19 protein-coding genes are annotated in these 23,331 nt (G+C 62.9%); 8 read left to right on the top strand and 11 right to left on the bottom strand.

Features of this window, described 5'->3' with window-relative positions:
• Nucleotides 1–7: 7 nt before the first annotated feature.
• A complete protein-coding gene (fahA, locus tag RAS12_RS26490) occupies nt 8–1,327 on the top strand; it encodes a fumarylacetoacetase (protein WP_306942982.1) in 1,320 nt (439 codons plus the stop codon).
• A 599-nt stretch (nt 1,328–1,926) separates the two neighbouring features.
• Here the strand turns inward: fahA and RAS12_RS26485 are convergent.
• Nucleotides 1,927–3,822 (bottom strand): LTA synthase family protein, encoded by a 1,896-nt coding sequence (locus tag RAS12_RS26485; protein WP_306942980.1) that lies wholly within the window; start codon nt 3,820–3,822, stop codon nt 1,927–1,929.
• A 211-nt stretch (nt 3,823–4,033) separates the two neighbouring features.
• Entirely contained in the window at nt 4,034–4,762 is a 729-nt protein-coding gene (locus RAS12_RS26480; protein WP_306942978.1) for a FadR/GntR family transcriptional regulator, read from the bottom strand.
• Nucleotides 4,763–4,891: 129 nt separating this feature from the next.
• Here RAS12_RS26480 and RAS12_RS26475 point away from each other — a divergent pair, with 129 nt between their 5' ends.
• The 5 genes from RAS12_RS26475 (at nt 4,892) to RAS12_RS26455 (ending at nt 9,556) form a co-directional block, all read left to right on the top strand.
• On the top strand, nt 4,892–5,731 hold the full coding sequence (locus RAS12_RS26475; protein ID WP_306942977.1) for an NAD-dependent epimerase/dehydratase family protein: 840 nt from the start codon (nt 4,892–4,894) through the stop codon (nt 5,729–5,731).
• Between the two features lie 9 nt (nt 5,732–5,740).
• Nucleotides 5,741–6,619 carry an SMP-30/gluconolactonase/LRE family protein gene (locus tag RAS12_RS26470; RefSeq protein ID WP_306942975.1) on the top strand — a complete coding sequence of 293 codons (879 nt, stop codon included), beginning with the start codon at nt 5,741–5,743 and terminating at the stop codon, nt 6,617–6,619.
• A 114-nt stretch (nt 6,620–6,733) separates the two neighbouring features.
• Complete coding sequence (locus RAS12_RS26465) at nt 6,734–7,711, top strand: TRAP transporter substrate-binding protein (protein WP_306942973.1); 978 nt, start codon at nt 6,734–6,736, stop codon at nt 7,709–7,711.
• Nucleotides 7,712–7,718: 7 nt separating this feature from the next.
• The gene (locus tag RAS12_RS26460; RefSeq protein ID WP_306942971.1) at nt 7,719–8,282 is read left to right on the top strand and encodes a TRAP transporter small permease; all 564 of its coding nucleotides are present in this window, start codon (nt 7,719–7,721) and stop codon (nt 8,280–8,282) included.
• Nucleotides 8,273–9,556 carry a TRAP transporter large permease gene (locus RAS12_RS26455; RefSeq protein ID WP_306942969.1) on the top strand — a complete coding sequence of 428 codons (1,284 nt, stop codon included), beginning with the start codon at nt 8,273–8,275 and terminating at the stop codon, nt 9,554–9,556. Before RAS12_RS26460 ends, RAS12_RS26455 begins: the two co-directional genes overlap by 10 nt.
• On the opposite strand, the gene RAS12_RS26450 is transcribed toward RAS12_RS26455, so the two are convergent.
• The 5 genes from RAS12_RS26450 to RAS12_RS26430 form a co-directional block, all read right to left on the bottom strand.
• Nucleotides 9,553–10,227: a phosphatase PAP2 family protein gene (locus RAS12_RS26450; RefSeq protein ID WP_306942968.1), complete on the bottom strand. Its 675-nt coding sequence runs from the start codon at nt 10,225–10,227 to the stop codon at nt 9,553–9,555. The genes RAS12_RS26455 and RAS12_RS26450 overlap by 4 nt on opposite strands.
• 138 nt (nt 10,228–10,365) lie before the next feature.
• On the bottom strand, nt 10,366–11,736 hold the full coding sequence (locus RAS12_RS26445) for a sensor histidine kinase (RefSeq protein ID WP_306942966.1): 1,371 nt from the start codon (nt 11,734–11,736) through the stop codon (nt 10,366–10,368).
• Nucleotides 11,733–12,446: a response regulator transcription factor gene (locus RAS12_RS26440; RefSeq protein ID WP_306942964.1), complete on the bottom strand. Its 714-nt coding sequence runs from the start codon at nt 12,444–12,446 to the stop codon at nt 11,733–11,735. Before RAS12_RS26440 ends, RAS12_RS26445 begins: the two co-directional genes overlap by 4 nt.
• 40 nt (nt 12,447–12,486) lie before the next feature.
• Nucleotides 12,487–13,902: an FAD-binding oxidoreductase gene (locus RAS12_RS26435; protein ID WP_306942962.1), complete on the bottom strand. Its 1,416-nt coding sequence runs from the start codon at nt 13,900–13,902 to the stop codon at nt 12,487–12,489.
• Between the two features lie 96 nt (nt 13,903–13,998).
• The gene (locus RAS12_RS26430) at nt 13,999–14,628 is read right to left on the bottom strand and encodes a BPTD_3102 family carboxylase-like protein (protein WP_306942960.1); all 630 of its coding nucleotides are present in this window, start codon (nt 14,626–14,628) and stop codon (nt 13,999–14,001) included.
• 322 nt (nt 14,629–14,950) lie between these two features.
• Here RAS12_RS26430 and RAS12_RS26425 point away from each other — a divergent pair, with 322 nt between their 5' ends.
• A complete protein-coding gene (locus tag RAS12_RS26425) occupies nt 14,951–16,342 on the top strand; it encodes a phosphomannomutase/phosphoglucomutase (protein ID WP_306942957.1) in 1,392 nt (463 codons plus the stop codon).
• A 7-nt stretch (nt 16,343–16,349) separates the two neighbouring features.
• Complete coding sequence (gene pgi, locus RAS12_RS26420; protein WP_306942955.1) at nt 16,350–17,903, top strand: glucose-6-phosphate isomerase; 1,554 nt, start codon at nt 16,350–16,352, stop codon at nt 17,901–17,903.
• 65 nt (nt 17,904–17,968) lie between these two features.
• On the opposite strand, the gene RAS12_RS26415 is transcribed toward pgi, so the two are convergent.
• Genes RAS12_RS26415 through asnB form a run of 4 tightly spaced genes read right to left on the bottom strand, consistent with a single transcriptional unit; the run spans nt 17,969 to nt 23,303 of the window.
• A complete protein-coding gene (locus RAS12_RS26415) occupies nt 17,969–19,102 on the bottom strand; it encodes a glycosyltransferase family 4 protein (protein WP_306942953.1) in 1,134 nt (377 codons plus the stop codon).
• Complete coding sequence (locus tag RAS12_RS26410) at nt 19,099–20,256, bottom strand: glycosyltransferase family 4 protein (RefSeq protein ID WP_306942952.1); 1,158 nt, start codon at nt 20,254–20,256, stop codon at nt 19,099–19,101. Before RAS12_RS26410 ends, RAS12_RS26415 begins: the two co-directional genes overlap by 4 nt.
• Nucleotides 20,253–21,368, bottom strand: coding sequence for a glycosyltransferase family 4 protein (locus RAS12_RS26405; protein WP_306942949.1), 1,116 nt, complete (start codon nt 21,366–21,368; stop codon nt 20,253–20,255). The genes RAS12_RS26410 and RAS12_RS26405 overlap by 4 nt, the downstream gene beginning before the upstream one ends.
• Before the next feature lie 3 nt (nt 21,369–21,371).
• Nucleotides 21,372–23,303: an asparagine synthase (glutamine-hydrolyzing) gene (gene asnB / locus RAS12_RS26400; protein ID WP_306942947.1), complete on the bottom strand. Its 1,932-nt coding sequence runs from the start codon at nt 23,301–23,303 to the stop codon at nt 21,372–21,374.
• Nucleotides 23,304–23,331 lie beyond the last annotated feature (28 nt).

Below are 23,331 nucleotides of genomic sequence, written 5' to 3'. Positions count from 1 at the left end.
CGCAGCCATGACCACAACGATCAACGAAACTCACGATCCGTCCTTGAAGAGCTGGATTGTCAGCGCCAACAGCGGCACGTCCGATTTTCCGGTGCAGAACCTGCCTTACGGCGCCTTCCGCCGCAAGGGTTCGCAAGAGTCGTTCCGCCCCGGCGTGGCGATCGGCGATCAGATCCTGGACCTGGCAGCGCTTGCTGCGAAACATCCGTTTGACGGTCTGGCAGCCGATGCGCTGGCCACCTGCGCCGGCGACAGCCTGAACGCTTTGATGGCCCAGGGCCAGGCCCATTGGAGCGCCCTGCGCCTGGCGCTGTCGCGCGCACTGCGTGAAGGCGCTGCGCTGCGCGCCACCGTCGAACCGCTGCTGGTTCCGCAAGCCGACGCGGAATACACGACGCCCGCCCGCATTGGCGACTACACCGACTTCTATATCTCGGTGCACCACGCAACAGCAGTGGGCAAGCAGTTCCGTCCTGATAACCCGCTGCTGCCCAACTACAAGTGGGTGCCGATCGGCTATCACGGCCGCGCTTCCAGCATCGGCGTGGACCAGAAGTTTCCCCGCCCCGTTGGCCAAACCCGCCCCGCCAACGAAGGCGAGGCGCCGCAATTCGGTCCCTGCGCACGCCTGGACTATGAGTTGGAATTGGGCATCTTCGTCGGTACGGGCAATGCGCAAGGCGACCGTATCGGACTTGCCGATGCCGACGCTCACGTATTTGGTCTGTGCATTTTGAACGACTGGTCCGCCCGCGATATTCAGGCTTGGGAATACCAGCCCCTGGGCCCCTTCCTGTCCAAGAATTTCGCTTCCACCATTTCGCCGTGGATCGTGACGATGGAAGCGCTGGAGCCGTTCCGCACGCAGTGGAACCGCGGTCCGTCGGAACCTCAACCCATGCCGTATCTGGCGTCAGACGCCAACCGCGCGAAGGGCGCCTACGATGTGCAGCTGGAGGTTCTGCTGACGACTGAACAATCACGCAACGCCAAGCAGCCTCCGCTGTCGATGTCGCGCAGCAATTTCCGCGATGCGTATTGGAACGTGGCGCAACTGATTACGCATCACACGGTGAATGGCTGCAACCTGCAACCGGGCGATATGCTGGGCACGGGCACGCTGTCTGGTCCGCAAGCGTTTGAGGCGGGTTCGCTGCTGGAGTTGAGCAATGGGGGCAAGACGCCTATCGATCTGCCGTGGGGTGAGAAGCGCACGTTCCTGCAGGATGGCGACCAGATCATCATGCGGGCGGAGTGTGTGAAGGCGGGGTATCCGAGGATTGGGTTTGGGGAGGCGTCGGGGGTGGTGTTGCCGGCGCGGGTTTAAGGTTTGTTGGCGACCTAGGGGCGTGCGGTAGAACGGGGGGCTACGTTGGGGGTTCGCTTTGGCTTTGACGTTGGCTGAAAACAGGGGTGCGTAGGCCGCCCCTCGCCGCGAGCGCCGTGACTGCTCGCGCCCACGATTGCGGTCCGGAGCGTTCGCTCCGGACTGCCCCATCGTCATCTTCGTCCGCCTTCGGCTCCCTTCAGATTCCCTCGGGCGCATCGAGGTTGCTCGCAGCCACGTCGCCCGCGTCGAGGGGCTGTCGCTGTCTTAAGCCGGTGCGCTGCTAGGGCGCTTGTTACTGACGAAGTTTGCGTTGCCCGCCTCTGCGGCCGCCCGGGCGGCGCGCTATCGGCTTACGCGTTCGGGTGCGTCGGGGCGATGATCGCTTCGCGAATGTTTGGAAGTTTGTTTGAACCGCCTTCCCAGGTGGGGGGGAAAGCGATGGGCGGCTTACGCCGCCCATCGGTTCTTGTGGTGACGGTCCTTGGTTTGGAATGCTTGGCTGGACGCGGCGGTGGTTTTCGCCATTGCCGCCTTGCTCCATAAAGCTCACACCACCTTGTCGTGGGCTTGAACACCAGCCCCCAAAGCTCAGGAATTTACGGCAACCGGTATTTTCCTTCGCGGTAAGCCCAGCTTGCCCAAAGCGCGTGCGCCAGTGCTTCTTCGGTTAGCACGGGATCTGCAGGTTCGATTGGCGTGTAGACCTCGTCGCGTCCAACGGGGGCTGCTTCGTAGCGGAATTCTCGGGGTGCTTTTGCGGGTTCCAAGACCAGCAGTTTGTCGCCTTGCAGATATCCGAAATTGTCGGCGTACTGCATCATCGCGCGGTTGGGATCGCGTTGGGTCAGGTCTGCCCCTAGCATCGGGTTCACGTTGTCCAGCCCGATCAATGACAGCAGCGTCGGTCCCATGTCGATTTGGCTGACCAGGCGGTCATCCTGGCGCGGCGTTATGCCTGCGCCGAGCAGCAGCGCGGGGATCTGGAAGTGGCGTACCGGCACGGGGATTGAGCCGTATACGCGGGAATCGTGGTCGGCGATTACCAGGAAGACGGTGTTGTCCCAGTAGGGGGCTTGTTTCGCTTTTTCGAAGAACTGGCCTAGCGCCCAATCCGCATAGCGGACGGTGTTGTCCACGCTGGCGGGGTCGCCTACGGGTTTGATGCGTCCTTCGGGATATTCCCAAGGCGAGTGGTTGGTGACGGAGAATGCGAGCGTGAAGACGGGTTTGTCGCCGTCGGCGCGCAGCAGGCGGTCTACCTGGTTGAACATGTCTTCGTCCGAAGCGCCCCATGATCCCTCGAATACGGGGTCGACGAATTTCGGGCGGTCTATGACTTCGTTGAAGCCGTTGCCCAGGAAGAAGGCGCGCATGTTGTCGAAGTGGGACTCGCCGCCATACACAAAGCGCGAGTGGTAGCCGTGTTTACCCAGTACCTGCGCCAATGTGAAGAAGCCGGTTTGCGAACGCGGCAGCTTTACTACGGCATCCGCTACGCTGGGCAAGAAGCCCGCAGTCACTGCCTCGATGCCGCGCACCGAACGGGTGCCCGTCGCGTAGGCGCGATGGAACATCCAGCCTTCCTTGGACAGCTTGTCGATGTTCGGGGTGAGGTCGCGGCCGCCCAGGCTGCCCACATATTGAGCGCCCAGACTCTCTTGCAGAATGATCACCACGTTCAGCGGTTTATCGCGCCGTACCGTGGCCTTTTGTTCGTGCAGGCTGGGGTAACGCGCATCCAGCGGCGCGCCGGTCAGGCCGGCCTTTTCACGCACGATGGTATTCATCCGGTCAACCGGCATGCTGGGATACATGGCTGCCGACGAGCGCTCGTCACGCATGCGATAGGCTGCGTCGAACACGCTGTAGAGCGAATTCAGCGCCAGCGAATTGACCATGGAATCCGAGCTGAATGCCACCTTGGCGGGATTGATGGGCCGGTGTTCGAGTGTGCCGCGCGCGCCCAGAAACACCACGGCCGCGATCAGGATCGACACGATTGGCCGCTTCCACCAGGACATGAACGGATCACGAGTCCGCGTGGGAAACAGCTTGAACGCCATCCATGCCGCCACCACCAGCACCACAAAGGCCGCCAGGAGCACGCCCTTGTATCCCTGCCACAGCATCGAGCCCACTTCCTTCGGGTTCAGCAGGTAGATGAAATAGAGACGGTTCGGGCGCGTGTCGTATTCGGCGATGAACTGGGGCGTGGAGACTTCCAGCAGCACATACAGCATCCACCAGATACGGAACCACCAGGCAGTGATGCGGGCAGCCAGCGGGCGGTGGCCGAACCATGGCGACAACAGCGCGGGCAGCGCAATCACCATCGACAGCAGGCAGACATCAATGCGCAGGCCGCCGAACAGCACCGGCCACAAGCCGCCGGCGGCTTCGACGCGGTCCCACATCCAGAACGAAAGGCCCAGCCGCGATAGCGTCAGCAGCGCCAGGATGGCGAGAATAAATCGTACTGTCAGGCGGCGCATGAGGCGGCCCTCCGCTGGCGAAGCGTCGCCTGCCGTGATGAAAGAATGCCGCTAAGTGTGCCGAGCAGAACCATGCCGCCTCGTCGTCCGAAAATGAAAACGGGCCAAGGTTAACGCGGTTTTGCGTCTATCACTTGCGCAGAGCGGCGGACCAAACGTTGTACGACAACTTATTCCACGCTTGGGCGCCATCAGACGCCCTGACGGCTGCCTACTGCGCGCGCCGCAGACGTTCGCGGCTATTGCTCAGGTGGGTGCGCATGGCCGCGCGGGCTGACTCGGCATCTTGACGCACGATGGCGCTGTAGATGTCTTCATGCTCCAGGTTCACACGCGCCAGATAGGCCGCGCGGTCTTCGTGCGCGAACTTGGCGGAATTGATGCGCGTGCGCGGAATGATCGCCGACCCAAGATGCGACATCAGGTCTGCAAAGTAACGATTGTCGGTGGATTGCGCCACCAGCAGATGGAACTGAAAATCTGGCGTAATCGTGTCGCCGCCAGTCTCCAATGCGATTTTGAACAGGTCGAGCGCACGGCGCATATCTTGCAGTTGCGTTTCACTGCGACGGGTCGCTGCCAGGCCAGCAGCCTCGCTTTCCAGGCAGATGCGCAGTTCCAGCAACACCAACACATCTCGCACCGTGGCGATGTCGGCCGGGTCTACGCGGAAGTCTCCGCTGCCGCTGGGCTCAAGCGCATACGTGCCCACGCCATGATGCGTTTCCACCAATCCCGATGCTTGCAGACGGGACAGCGCTTCACGCACTACGGTCCGGCTGACGCCAAACTGACGCATGATCTCGGACTCGGTCGGCAGCTTGTCGCCAGGACGGATATCACCGCTGCGGATGCGTTCCGAAATGCTCTCGACCAAACCTTGGGCCAGGTTCCGGGGACGACGCTGCGGCAAAACAGGGGTATCGACAGGAGCGTTCATCAGGGATTATCCGAAGGCGGTTGCATAGAGCTTGACGCTCAAAATTGGCGCTCATTATACTTTGGTCAAGTTGTACGATAACGTACCAGATAAGTCCACTCCCACCGCGCCATTACTGAGCGTTGCGTCATGAGCCGAACTGTCAATAACTTGCCCACATCCGCCCGCTGTCATCGTTTGTTATTGACCGGCGCTGCGGGCAACCTGGGACTAGTGCTGCGCCCGCGTCTGAAGGCCCATGCCGACGTGCTGCGCGTATCGGACGTAGCGGCCCTGGCGCCTGCGGCCTCGGGCGAAGAAGCCATTCCCTGCAATCTGGCCAACGCCGCCGAGGTATCCAGGCTGGTCCAGGATGTGGACGCGATTGTGCACCTGGGCGGCGTATCGGTAGAACGTCCATTTGAAGAAATACTGCCGGCCAACATCCAGGGCATCTACAACCTGTACGAGGCCGCGCGCATCCATGGCGTGCGCCGCGTTGTATTCGCAAGCTCCAACCACGTCATCGGTTTCTACGAACAAGGGCAGCAGCTGGATGCAGACGTGCCGCTGCGGCCAGACGGTTATTACGGACTGAGCAAAGCCTACGGCGAACACTTGTCCCGCTTTTACTTCGACCGCTATGGCATCGAAACCGTTTGCCTGCGCATCGGTTCGTCGTTCCCGGAGCCCAAAGACCGCCGCATGATGGTCACCTGGCTCAGCTACGACGACCTGACCGATCTGGTGACGCGGTCGCTATTCACGCCGCAAGTCGGCCACTTGATTGTGTACGGCGCGTCCGCCAACCGCGACAGCTGGTGGGACAACCATGCGGCCGCCGTGCTGGGCTTTGCGCCCAAAGATTCTTCGGAACGCTTTCGCGCCCAAGTCGAAGCGCAAGCGCCATTGCCAGCGGATGACCCAGCCGCCCGCTACCAGGGAGGCGCGTTTGTGAAAGCCGGCCCGTTCCCCTTTCCTTCCGCCTGAGCCAAACTCATGACCGCGACCGCCGAACGTATTGGGACCTTGTTGTGCGGCGTTGGAGAAAGCCCGGTCTGGCGCGCCGCTGACCAAGCCTTCTATTGGACAGACATTCCCGGTCGCGCACTGTGGCGCTGGCATCCCTCAAGCAACGCCACCACGCAATGGGAATTGCCCCAGATGGCCGGCTGCATCGCCATGCGGGGAGCGGGCTGGTTATTGGCCATGGAAGACGGCATCTATGCCTGCGATGCACTGCAAGCCGGCGCGCCGTGCATTCCAAAACGCCTGTGCAGCGTGGCGCACAGCGCCCCCGGCATGCGCTTTAACGATGGACGTTGTGATCGCCAGGGCCGTCTTTTGGCGGGCACCATGGTCATGGATATGAGCCTGGCAGCGCCGGCCGGCCGCCTGTACCGCTACGGCGCCCAGGCTTTGACCGTGTTGCTGGATGATCTGGTCGTTCCCAACGGCATGGCGTTCAGCCCCGACGGAAAGACGATGTACCTGTCTGATTCGCACCCATCGCGCTCCACTGTCTGGGCATTCGACTACGACACCGATACCGGTACCCCGCACAACCGCCGCGTTTTTATCCCCGCGCTACCCGCAGGCCGGCCTGATGGCGCCGCCGTCGACGCCGAAGGCGGCTATTGGATCTGCGGCAACGAGGCAGGCCGCATCTACCGCTACACGCCCACCGGCCAATTGGACCGAACTCTCACCGTGCCCGCCGCGCGCATCGCCATGTGCGCATTTGGCGGCGCTGGCATGGACACGCTCTTCGTCACCTCAATCCGTCCCGTCAACGCCGCGCCCGATTCACTGGAAGGCGCCGTGTTCGCTCTGCACCCCGGCACGCAGGGCCTGGAGGAAACCGCAAGCACCGGTTAGCACCCGACCGCGGCGCCAGTCGCGCGCCCATGCCAGTCAGTCTGAATACATCGAAGAGCTTCGAGGCCGTTTCCGGCCACTAACGAAACGCCGTACTCCCAACCGGAGGTAGACATGCTGCGCCCCAACCTGACCCGCGCCATTCTGGCGGCGGCTGCCTTGCTGACGCTGATTCCCGCCACCCAGGCTGCCGAGCTCCGCTCCGCGGACATCCATCCCGACGATTACCCCACCGTTCAAGCCGTGCGCCAGTTCGGCGAACTGGTCAAACAACGCACTAACGGCCGCATCACCATCAAGGTGTACGCGGGCGGCTCGTTGGGCAACGAAGACGATTCGATTGAGCAGGTGAAGATGGGCGCGCTGGCTATGGCCCGCGTATCCAGCGCGGCCATGCACAACATCTGCCAGACCACCCGCGTGCCATCGCTGCCCTTCCTGTTCCGTTCCAAGGACCATTTGCACAAAGTGCTGGACAGCGACATTGGCGACCAGATCCTGCGCTCATGCGAAGCCGCCGGATTTGTGGGGCTGGCCTGGTACGACAGCGGCTCGCGTTCGATGTACACGCGCAACAAGCCGATCAAAACGCTCGCTGACGCCAAGGGGCAAAAGATCCGCGTACAGCAATCGGACCTGTCCGTGGCCATGGTCGAGGCCATGGGCGGCAACGCCACGCCCATGCCGATGGGCGAGGTCTATACCTCACTGAAGACAGGGCTGGTCGACGCGGCCGAGAACAACTTTCCCAGCTACGAAAGCGCGCATCACTACGAAGTCGCCAAGAACTACGCGCTGACCGAGCACACCATGACACCGGAAATCCTGATCTTCTCAAAACGGCAATGGGACAAGCTGCCGGCCGAAGACCAGAAGATCTTGCGCGAAGCTGCGCGTGAGTCCGTGCCCTATATGCGCAAGCTGTGGGACGAGCGCGAGCAGAAATCGCGCGCAGTCGTCGAGAAGGCAGGGTCGCAGATCGTCGAAGTGGACAAGGCGTCTTTCCAGGGCGCGATGAAGCCCGTGTACGACCGCTTTGTCACCACGCCCGAAATGAAAGACCTGGTCGCAAAGATCCAGGCTGTCCAGTGAGAACTCCATGTTGGCCACACCCACGAATGACCCAGATGTGACCGCGGGGGGCCGGGCGCAAGCCCTGGCTGCCCCGCTGGATGCCTACACCCGCGGCTGCGCCTGGCTTGCGCGCATGTGCATGTGGACCAGCGTGTTCGGGCTGGTCTGCCTGATCATTGCGGTCACCTTGCAGATTGTCGGCCGCCACGTGCTCAACAACACGCCGACCTGGGCGGAAAGCCTGGCACTGCTGCTGGTGCTGTACGTGACGATGCTGGGCGCGGCAGTCGGCGTGCGCGATGCGGGCCATATCGGCTTTGAGTCGCTGCAGGACGCACTGCCCGCCACCGCTCAACGACGGCTGCGGATCTTCATCCATCTGCTCGTGCTGCTGTTTGGCGTGCTGATGGCCTGGAACTGCGCCATGCTGGCCGAGTCCGTCGCGGCCTACAAGATTCCCAACCTGGGAATTTCCAACGCCTGGAAGTACATCCCCGCAACCCTCTCGGGCACCTTGATTGCGCTCTTTTCCATCGAGCACATCATCGCCATCCTGCGCAACCAAAAGGTGGTACCAGCATGGCGCTGACACTGCTTTCCTTTACGTTCATGGGGTTCCTCGTGATCGGGGTGCCGGTGGCTTTCGCCATAGGCCTGTCGTCCATCACCGCGATCATGTATGAGGACCTGCCGCTGGCAGTGGCCTTCCAGCAGATGACGTCAGGCATGAACGCCTTTTCGTTCCTGGCCATCCCGTTCTTCATCTTCACCGGTGAACTGATGCTGTACGGCGGCATCGCCGACCGTATCGTGACGTTCGCCAAATCGCTGGTGGGACATGTGCGCGGCGGTCTGGGTATGTCCAACGTGGTAGCTTGCACGCTGTTTGGCGGCGTATCGGGTTCCCCAGTGGCGGATGTATCGGCCATGGGATCAGTCATGATTCCGATGATGAAGCGCGAGGGCTATCACGCAGACTACGCGGTGAACGTCACCACGCACGCAGCGCTGGTTGGCGCGTTGATGCCCACCAGCCACAACATCATCATCTATACGCTGGCGGCCGGCGGCAAGGTGTCGATCGCGGCGTTGATCGCGGCCGGCGTGGTTCCAGCGGTGATCCTGACCCTATGCAATCTGGCAGCGGCGTATTTCGTGGCGCGCAGCCGCGGGTATCCGGCAGGCACCTTTCCCGGTTGGCATATCGTGCTGCGTTCGTTGGTTGCGGCGGCGCCCGGCCTGTTCGTCGTCGTGCTGATCATCGCGGGCATCCTGAGCGGCGTGTTCACCGCCACGGAATCCGCAGCAGTGGCGGTGCTGTATGCGCTGGCGTTGACGATCTTCGTGTATCGCTCGCTGACCTGGGATCAGTTCGTGCGAGCTGCCAGCAAAGCCGTAAAGACGACCGGCGTGGTGTTGCTGCTGATCGGCATTTCGGCAACCTTCGGCTACCTGATCAGTTTCTACGGTGTGGCGGAGAAAACCGGCGAACTCATGGCGTCGGTGTCGACCAGCCCCTGGGCCATCTTTCTGATGGTCAACATCATCCTGTTCGTGCTCGGCACGTTCCTGGACATGGCCGCCACCATCCTGATCTGCACGCCGATCTTTCTGCCGATATGCATGCAGTACGGCATGGGGCCCGTGCAATTTGGCATCGTCATGCTCTTGAACTGCGCATTGGGGCTGAACACGCCACCCGTGGGCACCACGCAGTTCGTGGGGTGCGCGATCGGCGGTGTGTCGGTCGGGACAGTGATGCGCACCATTTGGCCGTTCTACGGGGCGCTGCTGGCGGCGCTGGCGCTGGTGACGTATGTGCCAGCGTTTTCGCTCTGGCTGCCTGGGGTGCTGTTGAATTAGGCGGATTGGGCACGGGACGGACCGCGCGCGGCGGTTCGTCCTGCAATGACCGGATAGAAGAATAGAGCCGCCAAAAACCACATCAGAGCGGCGGACCACAGTGTCTGGCTCAGGAAATGGGCTCCTTGCAGAATGCGCACCACCGAGAAGCCCACACCCGCCGTCACACCAACTGCCAATCCCCACCAGCGCCAGGCCGGCCGGCCGAGCGCCCAACCGACGAAATACAAAGTCAGCATTGAATAACCCGCGCCGGCGTGCCCGCTAGGCAATGCGCCCCCCGCCCGCTCACGCGCCCAGGTCCACCAATGCAGTGGATACGGCGTGTAGCCGCCCAAGGTGTCCAGGTCATAGGGCCGAGGCAATGTGGTGTAGTGCTTGAGCACGTTCACCGCCAGTTGACCTACGACACAGGTGGCGGCCAACGCCAAGGCGGCGCCCCGCCACGGACGCCAGGCGGGAATGCGGAAACTCGCGCCCGCCACGCCGACGGCGGCCAGCGCCACGCCGATCGGCACAGCCAGAACCATTCGGTGGCCCACCAGCTCCAGCCAGCGGTTCATATGCAGTGGAAAGTCGTCCAGGACCGGATCGAACAGCGCCCTGCCGATCCGCAAGTCCAGCCCGGACACGTTGGCCCACCAAGCCAGGCAGGCCAAGACCAGTGTCACCCCGACTATCTGACTGAAAAAATACGAGACTCTCGTCGGCGCGCGGGCCGCGGACAGCATTGAGGACGACATGGGGTCGAGAGGCGAAGGCCGATTCGGATAAGCGACGAGCTTAGAACGCCAATAGTTGAATATTCGTCAAATTTGACCCTGTCCGCCCGTCGGCTTGCTGCGTGGCGGGGTATCAGCCGTCGCAATGGCGCTACCAAAATCCAAAGAGAATCGCGTACCACGGGGTTCGGCTTCGCGTGATGATTCCACTGTGAGCGACCATCCCTGCATGTCACAGACACGCTTGGCAATAGCCAGCCCCAGCCCGCGGGCCGTCTCGTCACGGCTGCCGGCCGTTGAATCGCGCATACGGCCGCTGTAGTAACGGCGGAATAAAAACGGCAGATCGTCGGCATTAATGCCCTTGCCGTTGTCCCCAAGCTCAAGCACGCCCTGCGCGCTGAAGCTCGCCGTCAGAGTCGCCGGAGCGGCATGTTCCACCGCGTTTCGGACCAGATTGCGCATCACGGTCAACAAGGCATAGCGGTCCAGGGTAAGCACATGCCCTTGCGCAATCTGATTGTCAAAACGCAACTCTGCCAAACCGGCTTGCGCCTCATAACCGCGCCAGGCATCTTCCATGCACTCCGCGATGTCCACGGGCTCGGGCGGACGCAACTGATCGCGTGCCATCGCCCGGGCGCTTTCCAGGCAGACAATCACGTCATCTACGTTATCCACAATCCGGGTCAACCGCTGGCGCTGATCGGGCGTCAACGCCTGCGTCAGCAGCATCAATTCGCTATCGGAGCGTATGGCGGCGAGCGGCGTGCGCACCTCGTGACTCAGGTTGCCGGCAAATTCCCGTTCGCGGGCGATGGATCGGTCGACCTGATTCTGCACCCGGTTGAAAGCCTCAATCAGCCGGCCCGCCTCGTCGTCGCGCGTCACCGCCATATCGGGAGATCCGGGGGCCCAAGTCGCCAGCCGATCGGTCAGATCCAGCAGCGGCCCCACCGCCACGGCCGCCACGCGCCGAGACAGCGAGTAGGCGCCCACCACGCAAATGGCGCCCACGCCCAGCACGATCAGGCCAAAGTCGTGAACCCGCTCTTCGTTGTCGGTCGCGTCGTACAGCAAATACACCTTGCCCCGGCCGGTCTCGGCCACCATCACATGCCAGGTATAGGCGCCGGGTTCAATCAGATGCAGCCCACTGTCCAGAGCCAGCACCTCGTCGGGAATGCCGGCCGGCCGCTGACCGTCCACACTCATCCAGGCCCGCATCGAGCCGCCCAGTTCGCGTACCCCTTGGCGCGGCATGAATTCGTCGCTGGCACGCGCATGCTGCACCAGGCGATCCATCTCGGTATTCAAAATATCGTTGACCAGATCGTCTTCCATCTGGTCGAACGTCAGGTAAGCCAGCAAGGCAAGCGCTGTCACGAACAACGCGACGGTCCCCGTCAGCGCCCACACCACACGCTGGGTCAGTGTGCCTCCAGCCGCGCGAGTCATGAACTGGCTCCGCTCAAGGTCAGCCGCCAGCCCGTGCCGTGCATGGTCTCTATGCCGTCAAAGCCGGCTTCCGCCAAGGCGCGGCGCAGCAGGTGCACCTGACTGCGCAGCGCATCCGAGGAAGGCGGCTCGTTGCCCCACAGCATCGACTCCAACTCTTCACGCGCCACCACCCTGCCAGGATCACGCATCAACGCTTCCATGATGAGGCCAGCCTTGCGCGTAAGATGTACCGGGTGGCCATTGACTGACACGCTGCGGGTACGCGTGTCGTACTGCACCGGACCAAACTCGCGTACCGAATCCACCGTTGCGCCTTTGGCTCGCTGAATCAGAGCCAGCAAGCGGGCCTCGACTTCCAGCAACGCAAAGGGTTTGGTCAGATAGTCGTCCGCGCCGTGGGAAAACCCCGCAAGCTTGTCTTCCAGGCTGTCGCGCGCGGTCAGCATCAACACAGGCACCGCCACGCGCATCTCGTTGCGCAAGGTATGCAGCACCGCATTGCCGTCCATGCCTGGCAGGCCGATGTCCAGAATCAACGCATCAAAGCGCTGCTCCTTGATCCGCTCCAACGCAGAGTGTCCGGTGTAGGCCGCGTCAGGCAGGAAACCCCGCGCCTCCAGGAAGGTATACAGATTGCCGGAGATGATGGGATCGTCTTCAACGATCAGTATCCGGTGATTCCCACCCGCCGCAGGGCTGACTGCCATGGTTAGGCCTCCGAATGTAAAGTGACGGCGTTGCGGCGCACTAGGATTGCAGCACTTTGCCAGGATTCATGAGTCCTTGCGGGTCCAGCGCACGCTTTATCCGGCGCATCAGCGCCAGTTCCACAGGGCTTTTGTAGCGCGGCAATTCGTCGCGCTTGAGTTGACCCACGCCGTGCTCGGCGCTGATGGACCCGTTATGCGCGTGGACGCTGTCATGCACCACGCCATAAATCTCGTTTTGCAGCGCCAACAGTTCGGCCTCGGTCTGACCGGCCGCGTTAGCCACGTTGTAATGCAGGTTGCCATCGCCTAAATGGCCGAAGATCACATGACGTACGCCGGGGAACCGCGCTTGCAGCAGGGCGTTGGTCTTGTGCACAAACCCGGCAATGGACGAGATCGGGATCGACACGTCGTGCTTAACCGATTTGCCCAGTTCGGCCTCGGCCAGCGGAATGCTCTCGCGCAGATGCCACAGAGCCTTGCTCTGCGCCACATTGGCAGCAATGGCGGCATCGTTCACCAGGCCGTCATCGATGGCGTCGCCCAGCACGGTCTCAAAGCGTTCACGCGCATGGCTTTCGCTTTCGCTATCGGAAAGTTCAAGCAGCGCAAACCAGGGAGATGCCGCGGACGCGCCATCAAAGGGCAGACGCTGCTGCGGGAACAGGCGCACAACGGCTTGCAGGCAAGCGCCGCTCATGAGTTCAAAGCCCGTCAATGCGGCGCCAAACCCCGAGCGGGCGCGCGACAGCAGTTCTACCGCATTGTCGATGCTGTCCAAAGTCAGCAATGCCGTGCAAGAGGCCACCGGGCGCGGAAACAATTTCAGCGTGGCCGCGGTAATGATGCCCAGCGTTCCTTCGCTGCCGATATACAAGTCACGCAGGTCGTAACCCGTGTTGTCTTTGCGCAAGCCCCGCAGCCCGTTCCAGATTTCGCCTTCTGCTGTGACGACTTCCAGCCCCAAGGTCAGATCGCGGGTATTGCCATAGCGCAGCACCTGGGTGCCACCGGCGTTCGTAGCCAGGTTGCCGCCAATCGTGCAACTGCCTTCGGCGGCCAGGCTGAGGGGAAACAGTCGGTTGGCCGCAGCGGCGGCTTCTTGCACGGCTTGCAGAATGCAGCCCGCTTCCACGGTAATGGTGTCGTTGTCGGGGTCCAGCGCGCGGATGGCCGTCAGGCGGGCCGTGGACAGCACGATAGCGGTGCCTGAATCATCCGGGGTTGCCCCGCCGCACAGGCCGGTGTTCCCGCCCTGCGGCACCAATGGCACGCCATGATGCGCGCACAGCTTCACGGCGGATGCCACCTCTTGGGTCGAACCGGGCCGGATCACGGCCAACGCGCTACCGCGATAGCGGCGGCGCCAGTCCAGCACATAGTTTTCGGCATCCGCGCCGGTCAACACGTGGGTAAAACCCAGCAGGGACTGAAGATCGCTCAGCAAAGTCATAAACACCGCACAAGGATGGCCTGGGTCGCGTCCAGGCGCAGTGAAAGGGATGTGCGGTCTATTGTAGGGTCGGAATCGCCCGGCAGAAGTGCCGGGCTATCCCACCGCCTGATCCAGGCGCGTGCCCGTCAGGCCCGAGCAAAAAGCGCGGGACGCAATGCGGTTCATCAGAAAGGCGCGATCTGTGCCGGCTGGGCCAGGCATTTCCGAGAGTGCGCGGTAGGCGCGCCGCAAGACCTCGCCACGCGTTGCCCCGCAAACCAGCAGGCGCGTGCACGGCAAGCGCCGGTCCACACAACCATCAATTCGGACCTCCAGCGCGTGGGCAGCGCCCGGTTCGTGGCTGTCCACCGTGGCCCCCGAATGCGGCTGGGCTTCGGCGCCAATCACGCGGAACACTCCGCTGCGGTCATCCAGCGAAAAGGCCACCGTGCCCATGCCTTGCCACCCGCGATCCCGCGCCACACTGGACGCGACGGTGCGCAATGCGGTCTCGATGGAAGATGGCAGATGGGGGGCCGGACATTCGGCGATCAGCACGCGGGCCTCGCGCCAGACGCTGCGCTCCCAGGCGCGGCTGGTCGCCAATTCGCCTGTTTCCGAGACGCATACGTGGATATCGAGCCTGCGTTCGCGGCCGGCTGCGGGACCCGCATAGTCCGTGGGAGGGCCTCGCCTGCTGGTGGCGCCTCTTGATGACATTACGGTAGAAACTTTGGCGCCCATGGCCCCTCCTGGTCTTTCTGCTTGCATAGCAAGCGTATCACCTTCGGATGACGAGCAAGTTTTGTGCCACCGCACGCCCCCCGGGCAATGACTTTCCAGCCCCTTATCCGCCGCACCGGATCAAAGCAGAACATGCCCCCTACGCACCAAATCAGGGCGCGCGCCACCCCTTAGACGCCGTACACCTCCCGTCGGATGAAGGGATCGCCGCCAATGGAGGATAATTCGCCTTTGACCCTCTTGCCAGACGGGTTTTGATATCTGGGTTTACCATTACCTCCCATCAAAATTCGCGCTGTAACTCCCTCTCCAAGGATTCGCCGTGGGCAACAACACGCAATTTCCGGCCTCGGTATTCAAGGCGTATGACATCCGCGGCACCGTGCCGGACCTGATCGACGCCTCATTCGCCCGCGCGCTTGGCGTGGCGCTGGCCGCCCGGGCGCGTGCCGAAGGCGTGCAGACGCTGGTTGTCGGCCGCGATGGCCGCCTGAGCAGCGAAATGCTGTCCCTGGCATTGCAGGAAGGCATGCTGGAAGGCGGCGTGGACACGCTGGACATCGGCATGGTCCCCACCCCGCTGGTCTATTTCGCGACGCACATCATGCAAACGGGCTCTGGCGTCGCCATTACGGGCAGCCACAATCCGCCGAAATACAACGGTTTCAAGATGATGATGGGCGGGCGCGCCCTGTACGGCGACGATGTGCAAGCGCTGGGAACGGCAATGAACGGCGCCAGCCCCGCCCCGGCGGCGCGTGCCGGCACCCGCCGCCAGCTTGACTTGATAGAGGCTTACATCGCCCGCGTGGCATCGGGCATCAAGTTGGCCCGTCCCATGAAGATCGCGATCGACTGCGGCAACGGCGTCGCCGGCGCAGTCGCTCCCCAATTGTTCCGCGCCCTGGGCTGCGAGGTCACCGAGCTGTTCTGCGACGTGGACGGCACCTTCCCGAATCACCATCCCGATCCGGCTGAACCGAAAAACCTGCAAGACCTGATCAAGTGCGTGGCCGAGACCGACTGCGAACTGGGGCTGGCATTTGACGGCGACGGCGACCGCCTGGGCGTCATCACAAAATCGGGACGGATCATCTGGCCTGACCGCCAACTGGTGCTGTTCGCCCGCGATGTGCTGGAACGCAACCCCGGCGCCACCATCATCTATGACGTCAAGTGCAGCCGCCACGTCGGCCTTTCGGTTGAAGCCGCAGGCGGTGTGCCGCTGATGTGGAAAACCGGGCACTCGCTGGTCAAGGCCAAGCTGGCCGAAACCGGCGCGCCTTTGGCGGGCGAAATGAGCGGCCACATCTTCTTCAAGGAGCGCTGGTACGGCTTTGACGACGGCCTGTACACCGGTGCGCGCCTGCTGGAAATCGTGTCGCGATTTGCCGATCCGTGCGCGCCGCTGGAAGCCTTGCCTCAAGACGTTTCGACGCCCGAACTGAAGTTGGAAATGGAAGAAGGCCAACCGTTCGCGCTCGTCAAAGCATTGCAAGAGCAAGGGCAGTTCCCTGGCGCCAAGCAGGTCATCACGATCGATGGCGTGCGCGCCGAATACCCGGACGGTTTTGGTCTGGCCCGCCCCTCGAACACTACCCCCGTTGTCGTGCTGCGCTTTGAGGCGCAGACCGCCGAAGCGCTCGAACGCATCCAGGCCGATTTCCGCCGCGAGTTGAGCAAGCTCGCGCCGGACGCGGCGCTGCCTTTCTGACCCGCCTATGTCTTTGACCAATAGCCCGGCATGGCAACCGTTCGCCGCCGCAGCGTCCGCGGCATCGCTGCGTGGCGAACAATTGCGGCTAGTCAATGCCCCGGGCCTGCGCCTCGATCTCAGCGCTCAGGCGCACTCCCCTGCATTGCAAGACGCATCGGCCGCATTGCTGACCCAGCAGGGCTTTGACGCGGCGCGCGCCCAGCTGTTTGATGGGGGCAATGCCAACTGGACCGAGGGCCGCGCAGCCTGGCATACCGCTTTGCGCGCGCCTGTTCCGCCCGCGATGGTGGCCGGTGCGATATTGGCCGAGCGCGAGCGTCTGCGGCAGTTCGTGCGCGATGCGGATGCTGCTGGCCGTTACGGCTGCGTGCTGCACCTGGGCATCGGCGGCAGCGATTGGGGTCCGCGGTTGGTGACGCGCGCATTGCGTCACGGCAGTACGCGGCGCGAAGTGCGCTTCGCCTCGAACGTGGACTCGCATTCCGTCGCCGACGCTATGAGCCGGCTGGACCCGCACGATACCTTGGTCATTGTTGCCTCCAAGTCCTTCACCACTACCGAACCGCTGGCCAACGCCGAAGTCGCCATGAATTGGCTGCGCGACGCTGGCGTGGCAGACCCGATCAAGCAGGTCGTGGCGATCACCGCCAATGTCGAAGCCGCACTGAATCTGGGCATTCTGCCCGACCATATCTTCCAGATCTGGGATTGGGTGGGCGGCCGCTATTCGCTGTGGTCGGCCATTGGTCTGCCGATCGCCCTGGCGCTTGGCACCGATGCGTTTGATCAGTTGCTGGCGGGCGCCGCCGCGATGGACGAACATTTCCGCACCGCGGAAATAGCCGACAACGCTCCCGTGCAGCTGGCGTTGGCGGGCGTCGTCAACCGCAGCGTGCTGGGCTATGACTCGCTGGTCATTGCCCCGTACGACTCACGGCTTTATCACATCGTGCCTTGGGCGCAGCAGCTGGAAATGGAATCGCTGGGCAAGGTCGCTACCGCTGACGGCAGCCCCACGGGCGTGCCCACCGGCCCCGCCGTGTGGGGCATGTCGGGCACCGACTGCCAGCACACCTTCTTTCAATGGCTGCACCAGGACAGTATGGGCGCGCCCGTGGACTTCATCCTGTGCGAGCAGCCGGATCATGCGTACGCACGTCACCATGAACTGCTGATCGCTAATTGCCTGGCCCAGCGTTCCGCGCTTCTGCGTGGCAAAACCTTCGACGAAGCGCTCGCGGAAGCCTCGGCAACGGAAAGTGATCCGGCCCGCGCCCGAGTGCTGGCGCAACATCGCGTCCACCCGGGAGGCCGACCGTCATCGCTGATCGTGCTGCCCCGCCTGGAAGCCTTTACCCTGGGCGCCTTGCTGGCCCTGTACGAACACAAAGTCTTCACGCAAGGCGTGATCTGGGGCATCAACCCCTTCGATCAATGGGGTGTTGAGTTTGGCAAAGTGTTGGCCAAGAACATCATGCGCGAACTCGACTCGCCGCAAACCAGCCGCCAGGACCCGTCCACCCGCTTCTGGATCGACGCCATCTCCCGCAAGCATTGAAGCGGCTTGTACACGGCTGATGTCAAAACGGACCCTTGCGGGTCCGTTTCTTCTAGCGTGGCAGATCAAGCGCTAAGTGTGTCGTACAGGTCAACATGAATGCGGGCCACTCGCTCGATGTTGAACTCGCGTTCAGCCAGGGCACGGCCGGCCGTGCCCATGGACTGCCGCAATGCCGGGTCTTGCGCCAAGCGAGCAATCGCGTCCGCCAGCGCCTCTGCATCACGCACGGGCACGAGCAAGCCGGTGGTTCCGGGTTCGATGGCATCCCGGCAACCCGGCACGTCCGTCGTCACCACGGCGCGCGCGCACGCTGCGGCTTCGATCAGTGACTTGGGCAGACCTTCGCGGTAAGAGGGCAGCACCGCGATGTGCGACGCCGCATACAGTGCAGCCACATCCGACCGCTCGCCCAACGCTCGCACGGCGCCATCGCGCTGCCAGGCGTCCACTTCATCTTGCGTGGCCGAAGCGGGATTGCCCGCATCCACGCCACCTACCAGTTGCATCGTCACAGGCACTGCACGGTCACGCAACAGACGGGCGGCCTGCACAAATTCCTGCACGCCTTTGTCGCGCAACAGGCGCGCCACCATGGTCACCACGATGGGCGGTGCAGGTGGCTCTGGCAAGGCGCGATAAGCATTCAGGTCCACGCCCGCGCCACGAATCATGACGACCTGCTCATCGCGCACGGCGCCCATCTTCTTGAGCAGGTCGCGATCGTTGGCATTCTGAAAGATCACGCGGCTGTTCGGGTGCCCAAGCGCGATCCGGTACAAACGCGCAACAACCGAACGCACCATCCGCATCTTCAGCGAATTGGACAAGAAAACAAACCCAAGCCCCGAGATCGCAGCCACCATGCCCGGCACGCGGGCAAGGCGCGCCGCGATGCCGCCATACAGCACAGGCTTGATAGTGACCAGGTGCACCACCTGTGGACGCAAACGGCGGAACAGACGCAGCAAAGCCATCAAGGTGCCCAGCTCTTGCAAGGGATGCTTGCCGCTGCGCGTCATGGGAATGACGTGATGCGTCATGCCCAGCGCCTGGATATCGGCCACGGCCGGACCATCCATCGTCGCCACATGCACGTCGTAACCCGCACGCTGCGCAGCCAGCGCCACCGGTACTCGGTGCGACATGAAGAACGCCGGGTTATTGACGACAAACAGCAGGCAGCGTCCTGCGCTCATGCTTGAACTCCAGAAATTCGGCGCCATACGTCCATATAGCGCTGCACCATGCGGGCAAGATCAAAGTTTTCCATCACGCGCGCGCGCCCGGCTTCGCCCGCGCGCTGGCTGCCGCGTGCGGCCACATCACACAGCGCGGTCTCAATGCCCCGGGCCAAAGCTTCCGCCTGTTCAGGCGGCACCACCACGCCGGTATCGCCGACGATGTAGGCCGCGTCGCCAACATCGGTTACCACGCAATAAACACCGCAGGCCATGGCCTCGGCCACCACATTGGGAAACCCTTCCGCGCAGCTGGAAAGCACGTGCAGATCCAGACCGTTCATGACGGCAGGCACATCGTCGCTAGGGCCGGCCAATACCAGCCGATCGCGCAGGTTCAGCTTGTCGATCAGTGCGGCAAGCTCGGCGTTATCCGCCGTCATCCCGCGGCCGATCAGTACGCAACGCAAGCCGCCGTCACGCCCATCACGCACCAGAGCCGCCACGGCGCGCAACAGATTTGCGTGATCCTTCAAGGGGTCCCAACGCGCCACGCAGCCTATGACCGGCGCATCTTCAGACACGCCCCATTGCGCGCGCACGCGTGAGCGGGCAAGTGCATCCGGCGCGTAGCGCGACAGGTCATAGCCATTGGAAATCACGACCATGCGGTCGCGCCGGTATCCCTTTTCCGCATGACGTTCCGCTGCATTCTGCGCCGCGCAAACGATGGCACGCGGCACACTGCCCGACAACATCGAACACAAGCGCAACACGATGCGCGCCGAACGGCTGCTGCGTTCCAGATGCGCTCCAGAATTGCGTATGCCCCATGCGATTGCGCGCACACCCGCCAAACGGGCGGCCAAGCCGCCGATCAGGTCGGCGTGATACATCCACGTCTGCACCGCGTCGGGCCGCGTCTTGGCGATCAGGGCGCGCAAGGCCAGGAATCCCCCCAGACTCACACGACCGCGCTTCATACCCAAGGCGTGCACAGCAACGCCGGCCTCCCGCAACCGTTCACCGTAGATGCCTTCGTCGGTCAGCGACACAACGATGTGCTCCACGCCAGGCTCAGGATAGGTTGTCAGGCGCAGCAGAACAGATTCCGCGCCCCCTTGCCCCAGGCCGGTAATCACATGCAGGATGCGCAATGCCGGGGTGCTCATCGCCCCTCCCGCACCGCTTCGAACAACTCGTCCCACTCGGACAGCACGCTGGCCAACGCATAACGCTGGCGCACAGCCGCCGCGCCGCGCGCACCCAGCTGACGGCGCAGGGACACATCGCCCAATACCCGGTTCAGCGCATCGCGCAAGGCATCCCGATCACCCGTAGGCACCAGCAAAGCATCCTGGCCATCACGCGTCATTTCGCGCGGGCCGCTGGGGCAGTCGAACGCCACGCAGGGCAGGCCCAGCGACATGGCTTCCAGCAGCACATTCGGAAACCCTTCCACCAGCGAACTCAACACAAAAGCCTGACCTCGGGCCAACTCTTCCCACGGCGTTTCAGTGCGGCCAGGCAGACTGACCCGCGTTTGCAGGCCCAGACGTTCAACCTGTTGCTCCAGTGCACCACGCTCAGGGCCTTCGCCCCAGATACGCAGATTCCAGTCGGGATGCGACGGCGCCAATTGCGCAAACACATCGATCAACAGATCAAACCGCTTGTCGGTGACAAGACGCCCCATCGCGAGCAGCTCACGCGGGCCATCGCTATCACGCTGCTGCACGCGCGGAGCATCCAGCAACGGTGCGGGCAAAGGATTGGGAATGACAGCCAGACGCTTGATACCGGGCACCTGACGAGAGAACGGACCGGCGGTATCTTCAGCCTGAACGGTCACCATGTCGGCGCGCGGGTAAAGAATGCGGCGCAGCCTGCGCCACACCGAACCCGTGGTGGTTTCGGCCACCGGGTTGGTACGTTCACAAACGATGAGCGGCACGCCCAGGCCGCGAGTGGCCAGGATTGCGGCCACATTGACGTTGGTCAGAAAGGACACCACCACATCAGGTTTGGTATCGCGGATATGCTTGCGCAGCACCAGCAGGCGCTTGAAGGCCGCAAAGCCCCCGGATGCCCGTGTACCCGCCAAATCCGCCAGCCAGACAAGGTTGACCTTGTCAGACAGCGGATAAAAACACGTGCCCTTGGACGAGTAAGTGGGCGTCAAGGTGACGGAATCCCCGCGTTCGGCCCATGCGCTCACCAATGTGGCAGCCACCCGTTCGGCGCCGCCTGCATGCATCGAACTGACCAGCATCAATATTTTCATTCGTCAAAGACTCCCAATCGTTCCCCCTTGATCTGCCCCGGTGCGATAACGATCCAGCCAGGCTTGCATCATGAGTACGCCCCACAGATGGCTGTCCCAGTTGCGATGGCCGGACGTGTGTTCGCGCCACTTGCGCAGGATGGGTTCCGGTTCAAACCAGCCTTCCTGGCGCAAGCGCGCCGGGTCCAGCAACGCATCGGCCCATTCCCGCAGCGGGCCGCGCAACCACGCGGCCAGCGGCACGGCAAACCCGCGCTTGGGCCGATCGACCAGTGCCTGCGGCACATGGCGATGCAGCACCTGACGCAGCAGCCATTTGCCCGTATTGCCTCGCACCTTGTACTGGTGCGGCAGGCTCCAGGCGAATTCATAGACTCGGTGATCAATCAGCGGCACACGCGTTTCCAAACTGACGGCCATGGCCGCGCGGTCCACCTTGACCAGGATGTCGTCGGGCAGGTAGGTCACCGTATCCAGCTTCATCATGGCTTCGAATGTGGTGCCCTGCATGTCTTGCGCAAATTCAGAAACCGGCTCGACCCCGCCCTTCACTACCGAAGTCGGATCAGCCCAATACGACACGAAGTGGCGGTAGAACTCGCCCCGCGTATCGGCGCGCAACAGCTCACCCAGTTTGCCGACTTTGCCGCGCCAGGCGCCGCGTCCAGGCAGATGGGTGGACGCGCTGAGCAAGGCGCCCGCGGGCTTGCGCAGCAACGCAGGGAAGCGCTCGCATTGCTGCCACCAGTTGTTCACGCGGAAGTAGCGTGAGTAACCGCCGAAGAGTTCATCGCCACCGTCGCCGGACAAGGCCACGGTGACGTGTTGACGCGCCATGCGTGTTACCAGCGACGTTGGAATCTGCGACGAATCGGCAAAGGGTTCGTCGTACATATCCGCCAGGGACGGCACCACGGCCAGCGCATCAGCGGCGGTCACGTACAACTCGGTGTGATCCGTGCCCAGGTGCGTGGCCACAGCTTTGGCGTGCTGGGCCTCGTCGTAGCCCTTCTCGTGAAAACCGATTGCAAACGTGCGGACCGGCTTCGAGCTTTGCGCCTGCATCAACGCGACAATCGTCGACGAGTCGATACCGCCCGACAGGAACGCGCCAAGGCTCACGTCTGCGAGCATCTGTCCGCCAACCGCCTTGGCCAGCACGCCTTCCAGCGCCTCTGTTGCTTCGGCATCGGACTGGAATGACAGAGGTGATCGCGCGGCGGTGTCGGCGGCTTCGCGTGCCGACCAGTACACACGCGGCTGGGGCATGCGGCGGCTACGGGTGTCGTCGGCCGTGAATTCCACCCAGGTGCCCGGAGGCAGCTTGGCAATGCCTTCGTAGATGGACTGCGGCGCCGGAATGTAGTTGTGGCGCATGAACGACGCCAACGCATTGCGATTCAAGTCACGGCCGAATCCTGGTATGGGCATCAGACCCTTAAGCTCTGACGCAAACACCAGCTCGGCGCCTGAATAGCCGTAGTACAGCGGCTTTTCACCCATGCGATCGCGTGCCAGCACCAGCTTGCGCGATGCGCGGTCCCACAGGGCAATGGCGAACATGCCAACGGCCGCCTGCAACGTGGCTTCAATGCCCAACGCAGTAAAGCCCGCCAGCAGCGTTTCAGTGTCTGAGTGCCCGCGCCAGGACGGCGCCAGCGCCGATTGCTCAAGCTGCTTACGGATGTCCAGATGGTTATAGACCTCGCCGTTGAACACCATCACGAAGCGGCCGCAAGCGGACGTCATGGGCTGATGACCGGCTTCAGTCAAGTCCAGGATCGCCAGACGGACGTGCGCCAGCGCCAGCTCGGCCTCTGGATCTTCCCAGAAGCCGTTGCTGTCCGGCCCGCGGTGACGGATGCGCCGGCAGCTTTCCGCCAGTACGCGTTCCTTATTCCCGACCGGGCCCCAAATTCCGACTATTCCACACATGATGAGGTTCTCGTGATCACCGTAGGAA

This window comes from Achromobacter seleniivolatilans, assembly GCF_030864005.1.
Classification (GTDB): domain Bacteria; phylum Pseudomonadota; class Gammaproteobacteria; order Burkholderiales; family Burkholderiaceae_B; genus Achromobacter; species Achromobacter seleniivolatilans.
Note: the sequence above shows the minus strand (reverse complement) of the source record. Positions and strands in the feature narration are given on the sequence as shown.